General features: G+C 66.2%; 11 protein-coding genes. 1 reads left to right on the top strand and 10 read right to left on the bottom strand.

The genetic code is table 11. The features are described 5' to 3' along the window. Window positions 1–326: 326 nt before the first annotated feature. A complete protein-coding gene (locus tag L5G33_RS15885; RefSeq protein WP_236999151.1) occupies window positions 327–992 on the bottom strand; it encodes a TetR/AcrR family transcriptional regulator in 666 nt (221 codons plus the stop codon). A 113-nt stretch (window positions 993–1,105) separates the two neighbouring features. Between L5G33_RS15885 and L5G33_RS15880 the strand changes: the two genes are divergently transcribed. Further along, window positions 1,106–2,338 carry an oxygenase MpaB family protein gene (locus L5G33_RS15880; RefSeq protein WP_236999150.1) on the top strand — a complete coding sequence of 411 codons (1,233 nt, stop codon included), beginning with the start codon at window positions 1,106–1,108 and terminating at the stop codon, window positions 2,336–2,338. 77 nt (window positions 2,339–2,415) lie between these two features. On the opposite strand, the gene L5G33_RS15875 is transcribed toward L5G33_RS15880, so the two are convergent. From L5G33_RS15875 to boxC, 9 genes are read right to left on the bottom strand one after another with little or no spacing between them, the layout of a single operon-like run. Then, window positions 2,416–3,186: an enoyl-CoA hydratase/isomerase family protein gene (locus L5G33_RS15875; protein WP_236999149.1), complete on the bottom strand. Its 771-nt coding sequence runs from the start codon at window positions 3,184–3,186 to the stop codon at window positions 2,416–2,418. Continuing rightward, window positions 3,186–4,064, bottom strand: coding sequence for a 3-hydroxyacyl-CoA dehydrogenase family protein (locus L5G33_RS15870; RefSeq protein ID WP_308191588.1), 879 nt, complete (start codon window positions 4,062–4,064; stop codon window positions 3,186–3,188). Before L5G33_RS15870 ends, L5G33_RS15875 begins: the two co-directional genes overlap by 1 nt. Further along, the gene (locus tag L5G33_RS15865) at window positions 4,061–4,609 is read right to left on the bottom strand and encodes a DUF6158 family protein (protein WP_236999148.1); all 549 of its coding nucleotides are present in this window, start codon (window positions 4,607–4,609) and stop codon (window positions 4,061–4,063) included. Before L5G33_RS15865 ends, L5G33_RS15870 begins: the two co-directional genes overlap by 4 nt. Before the next feature lie 55 nt (window positions 4,610–4,664). After that, complete coding sequence (locus tag L5G33_RS15860) at window positions 4,665–5,225, bottom strand: gamma carbonic anhydrase family protein (RefSeq protein WP_236999147.1); 561 nt, start codon at window positions 5,223–5,225, stop codon at window positions 4,665–4,667. Continuing rightward, on the bottom strand, window positions 5,222–6,103 hold the full coding sequence (locus tag L5G33_RS15855) for an amidohydrolase family protein (protein ID WP_236999146.1): 882 nt from the start codon (window positions 6,101–6,103) through the stop codon (window positions 5,222–5,224). The genes L5G33_RS15860 and L5G33_RS15855 overlap by 4 nt, the downstream gene beginning before the upstream one ends. Window positions 6,104–6,114: 11 nt before the next feature. Next, window positions 6,115–6,444 carry a ferredoxin gene (fdxA, locus tag L5G33_RS15850; RefSeq protein ID WP_236999145.1) on the bottom strand — a complete coding sequence of 110 codons (330 nt, stop codon included), beginning with the start codon at window positions 6,442–6,444 and terminating at the stop codon, window positions 6,115–6,117. Between the two features lie 8 nt (window positions 6,445–6,452). Continuing rightward, complete coding sequence (locus tag L5G33_RS15845) at window positions 6,453–7,460, bottom strand: NAD(P)/FAD-dependent oxidoreductase (protein WP_236999144.1); 1,008 nt, start codon at window positions 7,458–7,460, stop codon at window positions 6,453–6,455. Next, window positions 7,457–9,046, bottom strand: coding sequence for a benzoate-CoA ligase family protein (locus tag L5G33_RS15840; RefSeq protein ID WP_236999142.1), 1,590 nt, complete (start codon window positions 9,044–9,046; stop codon window positions 7,457–7,459). Before L5G33_RS15840 ends, L5G33_RS15845 begins: the two co-directional genes overlap by 4 nt. Before the next feature lie 2 nt (window positions 9,047–9,048). Beyond that, window positions 9,049–10,749 (bottom strand): 2,3-epoxybenzoyl-CoA dihydrolase, encoded by a 1,701-nt coding sequence (boxC, locus tag L5G33_RS15835; RefSeq protein WP_236999141.1) that lies wholly within the window; start codon window positions 10,747–10,749, stop codon window positions 9,049–9,051. Window positions 10,750–10,752: the final 3 nt, after the last annotated feature.

The following is a 10,752-nucleotide window of genomic DNA, read 5'->3' as shown; positions in this document are numbered from 1 at the left end:
GAAAAAATCCATCACACACTATCGAGTTCTCAAAGAACACACACCCACCAGCACCAACCCAAACAAATCAGGCCGAACTCCAGCGAACATATACTGTTGTATCAACCGTTTCAGGCCGACCTTTCCAGAGTAGCAGCACCCTGATTTGCTAAGCAAACCGGTGGATTCTGACCGCTCCGGTCCCGCACGACGTCCGCCGTCCGATCGCGAGATCATCTGGCGGAGAAGTTTGGGGGTTTGTCTTCGCGGCCGTGCCGCTCTGACTGGACATAAGTTACGCACATCCAAACGGAGCGTCAAATCCGCTGGTCAGACGGGTGCGAATGTCAGTCAGTCGGAACCTTGAGCATCGGGAGCAGGTATGAGCGAGCGAGTTGTTCCAGCTGAGCAGTGTCGTCGAGCCGTACCTGTCCGCCCGGCGTGGTCACGAACGAGCCGGTGAGGCGAGCGATGAGTTCTGCGGCCATGTCCGGATCCACCGAGGGATCGAGGTTGCCAGCCTGCTGCTCCCTACCAAGCGCGGTCGCTACGAACTGGCTGACCGCATACATGTTCCGTCCGCCGCCGCCTCCGACCAGTCCGGGAACGAGTGCCGGGTCGTCTGCGATCAATCGCTTGATGAGCGGGTTGGACCAGATCTGTTGAATCGAGGTGACGAATCCGGTGACCAGTCGTTCAGCGAAGGTGTCGGCTTCGGCCATAGCCTTCTGAAAGTAGGCGAAGTATTCCGACAGTTCGTGCGCGATGACCTCGTCGACGAGTGCATCCTTGCTGTCGAACTTGCGGTAGATGGTGATTCGGGACGTGCCCGCACGCTTCGCGACGTCTTCCATTGAGGCTCCGGAGACCCCGTCGATACAGAACTGCTCATAGGCGGCAACCAGTAGCTTCTCCCTGGTCGCGTCGGCCGATCGGCCCGGTGGCGCACTGATCGCACGTTGCGTCGCACGCTCGAACAGCGTGGGCGGCACGGTCGCCTTCTCGATCGTCATCGGTTCGACCCTACCTCCCGATGTCGCGGGCTTGTGACGGAGACCACTGAATGCTAGGAATGTTACACAGTTAGTTGTGTTGTTTCATATCGGCCGGATCGGGACGGGAAGAAATGGAAGACCTCACACGTCGACGCGTACTGCAAGCGGGAGCTGGGGCGGGGGCCGCGCTCCTCGCCGCACCCGCATTTCCGTGGACCTCCGGGCCGGCGGAGGGCTCGCCCGGTTCTAGGCCCGGGGTCGGTGCGAAACACACTGACGCGAAACACACTTGGGATGACGAGCCCGACGAACTCATCGCCGACATCTATCGACATCGCGACGTAACCAAGGTGATCAACGCTCTGCGCGGATGGACCAAGAACGGTCAGGCTCTGCCGAAGTCACTGCCCTCGGATCTGCGGGCCTTCATCGAGGACGCACGCGAGCTCCCCGAGTGGGCAGACCGGGGCAAGCTCGCCGATGCGGTCACTTTCAATCAGAAGCGCGGCACCTATCTCGGAGCTCTCTACGGGTTCGCGAGCGGGATGATGAGCGCCGTCATCCCCCACGAGGCGATGGTCGTCTACTACTCGCGCGGCGGCGCCGCCCTGAAGGACAGGATCTCCAAGACCGCCAAACTCGGGTACGACATCGGTTCGCTCAACGCGTATCAAGACAGCGGCGAGATGGCAGTGACCTGTGTGAAGACGCGGCTCATCCATTCGGCGGTCCGGCACCTGTTACCCGAGCAGCACCAATGGTCCTCACGCATGCCGTACCAGGAGAAGCCGATCACCCAGGCCGATCAAATGGTGACCTGGCACAGTCTGCCGACCACCGTCATGCGGATGCTCAAGCGCTGGCAGGTTCCGATCGATCCGGCGGAATCGGCCGGATTCCTGCATTCGTGGCAGGTCGCAGGACACATGCTCGGCATCCAGGACGGCCTCATCCCCGCCACTTGGTCGGACGCCGAAGCGCAAGCGAAGATCGCGCTCGACCCTGTCCTCAAGGGCACCCCAGAAGGCCGCAAGCTCGCCGACATGCTGCTCGATCTCGGCTTCAACCTGGATCTCAGCCTCCTGTCGCGCGGCGTCCTCGGCGCCCTGACCCGTTTCATGCTCGGCGACAGGATCGCGCGCGAACTGCGCATCCCCCGTGAGCCGGTCTGGGATCCACTGCTCGAGACCGCGTGGGGCCCGTTCATCCTCGTCCGCGAAGGCATCCTGCAGGCCGGCATGCCGAAGGAGGCGTACTGGACGTTCGACGAAATGCTGCGCCAGTTCGTCCTCCTGTACATCTCCGAGCTGCGCATGCCCATCACCATCGAACTGCCGTACACGAACAACCCGAACTACAGGTAGTTCACCCGTACTCGCCCCGGGGGCCCTTGGAAGGAGGGCGGACCGTCCGACATCACTGACTGTCGGACGGTCCGCCGTCACTCACGACCAGCAGCGAGCCTCAGGGCCTCTGAACTCTTCCGGTCCAGGAAGGCGGTCATCCGCCGATGCTTCTCGTCGGTCTCGAAGAGGACGGCCTGCGCGACGTTGTCGAAGGCAGGGTGCGCAGACCTGGGCATCCGCAGAGCGAGCTTGGTCATTCGGAGTGCGAGCGGCGCGTTCTGAAGCATCCGGTCGATCCAACGGTTGGCGGTCGGCAGAAGGTCGTCGGGTTCGACGACCTCGTTGAGCAGCCGCACGTCGAGCGCCTCGCTGGCATTCAAGGTGCGTCCGGCGAGCAAAATCTCCTTGGCGAGCGGCTCGCCGACGAGTTCGGTGAGCCGCCACGAGGCCCCGGCGGCGGCGAGAATCCCGAGACCGCCCTCCGGATTGCCGAGCCTGACGCTCGGTGTGCCGATCCGGAAGTCGCACGCGTACGCCAACTCCGCTCCCCCGCCGAGCGCGAACCCTGCGACAGCGGCGACCGTCGGCATCGGCAGAGCCGCGATCCGGTCGAAGACCCTTGAGTTCACCCCGGCCAACGCATCGACGTTCCGTCGCTCGCGTAACTGGCCAATGTCGGCGCCGCCCGCGAAGATCTCCGTCCCGCCCGTTACGAGCAGCGGTTTCGGGTCCTTTTCCACCTGGTCGCAGACAACGTGGAGTTCGGCGACCATCTCCGCGTCGATCGCATTCCGCGTCGCGGGCCGGTCCAAGGTGATGACGACCCGGTCGTCGAGGGTCTCGACCGCGAGACGTTCGTCGCTCATCAGTCGTCCCACTCGTAGAACCCGCGGCCAGCCTTACGGCCGAGGTCACCGCGTTCGACCATGTCGACCATCAACTGCGGCGGTGCGAACCGCGATCCCAACTCCTGCTCGAGATACCGCGCGACTCCGAGACGCACATCGACGCCGACGACATCCGTCAACTTCAACGGCCCCATCGGATATCCGTAACCGAGCTCCATCGCGGCATCGATGTCGGCGGCCGCCGCGACACCGTCTTCGACCATCCGGATCGCTTCCAGACCGACCGCGACACCGAGTCTGCTGCTCGCGAAGCCGGGAGCGTTGCGCACCACGACAGGCGTCTTGCCCAGAGCACGCACCCAGCCGGCGGCACGCTCGGTGAGCGAGGCGTCGGTGGCGTCTGCGTAGACGACCTCGATGAGCTTGCTGGCCGGTACCGGATTGAAGAAGTGCAGTCCGACGAGGCGTGTCGCGTCGCGCATCGCCGCGCCGAGCACGTCGAGCGAGATGCTGCTCGTGTTGGTCGCGATCACCGCGTCGTCGGCGACGACGCCTTCCACGCGGACGAGGGTCTCGGTCTTGAGCGCGATGTCCTCGGGAACGGCTTCGACGACCAGACCCGCTGATGCGAGATCACCGGCCTCCGTCGTGTGCTTGAAGCTCGCGAGTACGCGCGCCGCGTCGTCGAGGACGCCACGCTTCACACTCGCGTTCACGGCGCGTTCCACCCGCTCGCGTGCTCCGGCAGCCGCGTCGTCGTCGCGTTCGAGCACCGTCACCGAACTGCCCGCTAGGAGAAGCGCGTGGACGATCCCCGCGCCCATGCGTCCGCCGCCCACCACCGCGGAGACTTCCGGAAGCGCGGGGACTTCGGGGAGCGCGACCGAGCCGGTCACTCGCCCGCCTCCGCCAACCGAGCGCGACCCGCATCAGTCAGCACCCGGTCGGACTGCTCAGTGATCAACAGCGGCGGATCGGACTGGTACAGCTTCGCCAACGCGGACCGCTCCAAGCTGACCTCACGCGCCGCCTGATGCACCTCGAGCTTGTGCATGCGGCCGCCGTCGGCCGCCGCGATCCGCGACAGCAGCGCGACGGCCGGGTCGGCTCCATGGTCCGACGGCCCGCCGGACGCGGCGGGCTCGTGGTCGAGCAAAGCCGTGATCTGCACCAGGATGCCGCGCAACGCCTGCTTGAGGACGTCCAGCTCAGACCGCTCGCTGGCCGCACCGCCCGACCCCTGCCAGGTGCGCATCGGATGCCTACGCAGATACTCCTGCTCCAACTCGAGCATTCGCGCCGTGTGCGTCGCGAACTGTTCGGCGGTGCCGTTGAGAAAGACCCAGTTGCGCGTCTCATGCGCGGTCGTGCCCTGCTGTTCGAGGTCGGCGTCGCTCAATTCGCGCGCCGGGCGGCCGGTGAGGCCGGTCGTGGGGGTCATGGCGTCTCCTGTGCGTGGGTTGATGGTCGTGGGGTGAGGTCTCGACTTCGCTCGACTAGCGAGGTTCTCGACTCTTCTCGGGGAGCAGTTCGGGTTCGCAGGGACGGAGGTCAGCGCGGAAACGGCTCGCGTTCTCGCGGTACTCGTCGACGCCATACGCGATCCACGCCGAATGGTCGTCGCCGACGACACCGCGGGGCCGGGCGGGAACACCGAGCAGCATCGTTCGCGGCGGCGCGACGGTGTCCTCCGCGACGAGTGCCTGTGCGCCGACCACACTGTCGTCGCCGATCTGCGCGCGGTTGAGAACTACCGAACCCGAGCCGATCAGGCAGCGGTCGCCGACAGTGCAGCCTTCCAGGTGGACGATGTGCCCGACGACGCAGTCGTCGCCGATGATCGTCGGCCACTCCTGCGTGGTGTGTAGCACTGTGTTGTCCTGAATCGAGGTGTGTTCACCGATCACGATCGTGCCCAGGTCGCCGCGGAGGACTGCTCCGGGCCACACCGACGCCTCCGCGCCGATCGTGACGCGGCCGATGACGACGGCCATCGGGTGGACGTACGCGGTCGGATGGACGAGCGGAGTCGAATCGCCGAGAGCATAGAAGGTCATGGTGTCTCCTTCACGGCAGCGAGATGGTCGAGCCCGGCGTACACGCGCATCGCGTTGCCTCCGAGGACGAGGTCGGCCGTCTGTTCGTCGAGTCCGACGTCAACGACGGCCCGCGCGTTCGCTGCGACGCCGGGCACCCCCGGCCAGTCGGTGGCGAAGATCCACTTCTGCGACAGGCGTTTCAAGCTGAACTTCGAGTAGTAATCAGGCAGTCGTTTCGGCGGCAGACCCGACAGCTCGATCCACACGGTCTCGTACGACAGCGCCATGAAAGCCGCTGCGTCGTACCACCATCCGCGGCCGCCGTGCGCGAGCACGACATTCAAACTCGGGAAGTCGCGGACCACCGGGAGCAGGATCTCCGGGTCGGCCAACTCGTTCATCGATCCGGGGAAGGTACTCGTACCGCAGTGCACGATCAGCGGCACACCGCGTTCTGCCAGCACCTGGTAGGCGGGGTACAGCGCCCGGTCGTCACACCGAAACCCGCCGTGGACAGGGTGCAGCTTGAGCGCGGCCGCGCCATGATCGAGTTGGCGGGACAGCTCTCTCGCGATCGGGAAGTGCAGGTGCGGGTTGACGTTGGCCACCGGACGGAACCGCACCGGGTTGTGCTCGACGAGCGGCAACAGATCGTCGAAGAGCTGCATGCCCGTCGCCTTCGGGCTGTACTCGCACAGCAGGAGTGCGGCGTCGACGCCCTGCGCCGCGAAGACTGCGTCGAGCTGCGCCGGGATCGGCGCCCCACCGGCGTCCCACACCGTCTCCAACAGCCCGTCCGGGCCGAACTCGCGCGCCCAATCCACCCATGCCGGAGCAAGCGTGTCGAGCATCGGGACGTGGACGTGCGCGTCGACGAGCAAGTGTCGGTCAAGCACGGCACGTCACCTCACCGGTCCGCGACCATCGGCGTGTCGACGCCGAGCGGCCCCACTTTGTGCGCGCCACCCGGAGCACCGAGCGGCTCATCGCGTCCGGGCAGCGCGAGTTCGAAGAACGCGCGGTTGTCGGCGATGAACTCCTCGTCGTCGTCGGGCACCCGGCGGTCCTGACTGATCGCCTCCACCGGACACACCGGCTCGCACGCGCCGCAGTCGATGCACTCCTTCGGATTGATGTACAGCTTGCGGTCGCCCTCGTAGATGCAGTCGACGGGGCACTCCTCCGTGCAACTGCGGTCCATGGTGTCGACACAAGGACTGGCGATGACATAAGGCATGACTTCTCCTAGTGAGGGTTGTCCGTGGAATGACCCGGAAACAGCATCGCGTCCGGATCGAGGTGGACGGCGGCGTTGTTCACCGCTGTTGCGACCTCCCCGAAACCGACGGCGATCAGCCGGACCTTGCCGTCGTAATCGGTGATGTCGCCCGCCGAGAACACACCCGGGACATTGGTGCGCATCGCCGAATCGACGACGAGGTGCCGGTTGTCGTGCAACGCCAGACCCCAATCGCGCAACGGGCCGAGGTTCGCGGTGAATCCGAGAGCGGCGACGACACGCTCGCATTCGAGCACCGTGGTGCCCTCGCCTTTCGTCTCGACGACCGCCTTTTCGATACCGACCCCGCCTTCGAGGCCAGCGACCTGCGCGTTGATCATCACCGAGATCTCTGGGTGCGTGAGCACCTTGTCGACGCTCGCCTGATGCGCACGGAACTTGTCGCGTCGGTGCACCAAGGTGACGCTGCGGGCGATCGGCGTCAACATGAGACACCAGTCGACGGCCGAGTCGCCGCCGCCGACCACGACGACGTTCGCGTCGTGGAACGGTGTCGAGTCGGGCACGAAATAGTCCAACCCGCGACCGAGGAACTCTTCGCCCGCCGGCAGCGGACGCGGCGTGAACGTGCCGATCCCGCCGGTGATGACCACCGCCCCGGCATCGACTATCGAGCCGTCTGACAGTCCGACGAGATGCCTGCCGTCGGCGGACGTCTCGTGCGTCTGCGCCTCCCGCCCCAGCAGATATGTCGGGTGGTACTGCCCCGCCTGTTCGACGAGGTCGGCGACGAGCCGGCGGCCGGTGACCGCCGGGAACCCGGCGATGTCGTAGATCTCCTTCTCCGGATACATCGCGGTGATCTGACCGCCGAGCTGACTCAACGAGTCGACGACGGCGACGCTCAGACCGCGAGCACCCGCGTAGTAGGCGCCGAACAAGCCGACCGGACCAGCGCCGATGATGAGGATGTCAACAGTAGTGTCCCCCGTCGCTTCGCTCGCCCCGGTCACAACACCGCTCCCGTCAGCTCGCCCGCACCGTCCGCGAGTTGCTCGCGGACACGGAATCGTTGAAGTTTCCCCGTTGCCGTCTTCGGCAGCGATGTCGCGAAGACGATGCGCCGCGGCGCCTTGAAGTGCGCCAGCCCGTCGCGACACCAGGTGATCAGTTCGGTTTCGTCGACGCCGCCCGCAGATTCGGACAGGACGACGGCTGCGACCGGCTTGTCGAGTCCGTTTGCGTCGGCGACACCGACGACGGCCACCTCAACGACCGCCGGATGTTCCAGCAGTCGGGACTCGACCTCCGACGGCGACACCCAGATGCCGCCAGCCTTCACCATGTCGGAGTTGCGTCCCAGACACGTGTAATCGCCGTTCTCGTCGCGCACATACGTGTCGCCGGTGATCAGCCATTCCCCGCGGAACACCTGACGGGTGGCGTCGGTGCGCCGCCAGTAGCCCAGGGCGATCGACTCGCCGCGCACCTGCAGCGCGCCGGGCGTCCCGTCGGCGACGGGTTCGCCGTCGTCGTCGCATATCCGCAGTTCGTAACCGGGGACTGCGGTGCCCGTCGTGCCAGGGACGATGTGGTCGGGCCGGTTCGACAAAAAGATATGCAGTGCCTCGGTCGATCCGATGCCGTCGATGATGTCGACGCCGAACCGTTCTTTGAAACGCCGCAGCAGCGGTGCCGGCAGCGGTTCGCCCGCCGAGGTCGCGAGCCGCACCGACGCGAACGCGTCATCGGCGAGGTCGCTGTTGAGGAGCCCGGCGTAGAAGGTGGGCACCCCGCAGAACAGGGTCGGCTTCTCTGCGGCGACCCGTTCTGCGACGATCGCGGGCGTCGGGCGACGGCGCTCCAAGATCGTGGTCGCGCCCACCGACAGCGGGAAGAAGACCGAATTGCCGATGCCGTACGCGAAGAACATCTTGGCGACCGACAGACAACGGTCGTCGCGGGTGATGCCGAGGACCCGGCTGCCGTACGTCTCGCAGACGTGGCGGATGTTGGCGTGCCGGTGCATCGCTGCCTTCGGAGAGCCTGTCGTGCCCGACGTGTACAGCCACAGCGCCCACGAGTCGTCGGCGGTGTGCACGTTCTCGCGCAGGTCAGGCGCTGCGGCGGCCCCGCTGGCGACGAATGCGGGCCACGACCATCCGGTCACGCCGTCCGGCACGCGCAGGTCGCCCGCGCCGTCGAGGACGACGGTGCCGACGTCCGGCGCCGCGGTCAGCCCCTCGTTGACGGCATCGACGAACTCTGCGCTGCACACCACCAGATGCGCCCCCGCATCGGCCATGATCTTGCCGAGCTCGGCGCCGGTGAACATCGTCGAGATCGGCACCGCGACGACGCCCGCGCGGAACGCGCCGAGTATTGCCGCAAGCATCGGGACGTCGTCGGCCATCACGATGAGCACGCGGTCGTCACGGTGCAGGCCGCTCGCCCGATAGGCAGCGGCGACATCGCCGATCAGCCGATCGAGCTCGGCGTAGCTGACGGTGCGGGATCCGACCGCGCACGTCCGGTCCCCGTCGCCAGCGTCGACGCGCCGAGTGACGAGGTACTCGGCGGCGTTGAAGTAGTCGGTCATGATCACACCCGGCCGAAGTCGTACTCGCCGCGCTGACCGCTACCGTACCTGCGGAGTGCACCGTCGGGTCCGGAAGCGTTGGGGCGGATAAAGATCCAGTTCTGCCACGCGGTGAGGCGACCGAAGATCTTGGTCTCCATCGTCTCCGGTCCGACGAAGCGGTGGTTGGCCTCCATGCCGGTCAGCGAGTCCGGTGAGAGCGCGGCCCGCTCCTGCAGGACGATGCGCAGTTCGTCGTCGAAGTCGATGTCGTCGAGGGCCATCGTCACCAGGCCCGCGGTGTCGGCTGCCGCCGCGTCGAGGTCGGAGCCGATAGAGGCGCGGGCGGCGGCCAGGTCGTGCTCACGCCCCCAGAAGCGGGACTCGATGCGCGAGAGACCGTTGCCCATCGGGTAGACGCCGTCGTTGGACGCAGTCAGCCGGATCGTCGCGGGGGCGGCATCGGGATCGACATCCTCGTAGACGCCGTCGAGCATGTACTGGCGGTCGGCGGCCAGCGCGATCTCGGCGAGCAACCCGACGAAGGCGCTGCCCGGTTCGATCACGGCGATCAGGCTGCGGCTGGTCACGTCCAGCCGCTTCATGACTCGCTTGTAGTAGTGGCGGACCTCGCCGACGAACCAGTGGTCGCCGTTCTCCAAGAGTTGAGCGTCGTAGGCGAGCGCGTTGCCTGCGTCGCCGACCACCCGGAGCACCCATGTGCCCAACAGGTTCTCGTTGGTACGCAGATGCAGGATCAGATCGTCGAGTTCACGAGACACTGCCAACGGCCAGTAGTCGACGCCCTGCGCGAGCGCCGCCGCAGCGTCGGCGGGCGGTGCGTCGGTCGGCGCGTGGACGGTGATCTCCACTTTGCGGCCCGCACGATCCAGGGTCGCAGACAGGTGAGGATAGGTGATCTCGGTATCGGTGATCTGCCGGTCGAGCGGCGTCAACGCGACGCCCGGACCGCCTGGGCGGTGCGACGACGCTGCCCGTTCGTGAGCCCGCGCGGTGACGGCTTCGTCGAACGCGTTGCGCGGAACCGTCGAGTCGATGAGGCCCCATTGGACGGCGGTGTCGCCGCGGTAGCCTTCCGATTTCGTGGCGAACATGTCGGCACGATCTTTACGAACGTGCCGCTTGTCGACGACGCGGGTCAGCCCGCCGGTGCCGGGGAGGACGCCGAGCAGCGGGACCTCGGGCAGCGAGACGGTCGACGAGTTGTCGTCGACGAGAATGATCTCATCGCACGCCAACGCCACCTCGTAGCCGCCGCCGGCCGCGGTGCCGTTGAGCGCCGCGATCCACGTCTGGCCGGAGTTCTCGGTCGCGTCCTCGATGCCGTTGCGGGTCTCGTTGGTGAACTTGCAGAAGTTGACCTTCCACGAGTGCGGCGACTGCGCGAGCATCCGGATGTTGGCGCCTGCACAGAACATGCGCTCGAGTCCACCGGTCAGGATCACCGATTTGACCTCGGGATGTTCGAATCGGAGTCGTTGGACGATGTCGTACAGCTCGATGTCGACGCCGAGGTCGTACGAGTTCATCTTGAGCTGGTAGCCGGGCACCAGGCCGCCGTCCTCGTCGACTTTGAGGGTGACGGTGGCGATCTCGCCGTCGGTGGCGAGAGTCCAGTGCTTGTACTTGCTCGGGTCGGTGGCGAAGTCGACGACTGGCGGCGCGGTCTGTTCGGGTGCGGTGGGCTCGTCGAGAACGGTCATGGC

Source organism: Gordonia liuliyuniae (genome assembly GCF_021738805.1).
In the GTDB taxonomy this organism is placed as follows: Bacteria; Actinomycetota; Actinomycetes; order Mycobacteriales; family Mycobacteriaceae; genus Gordonia; species Gordonia liuliyuniae.
Note: the sequence above shows the minus strand (reverse complement) of the source record. Positions and strands in the feature narration are given on the sequence as shown.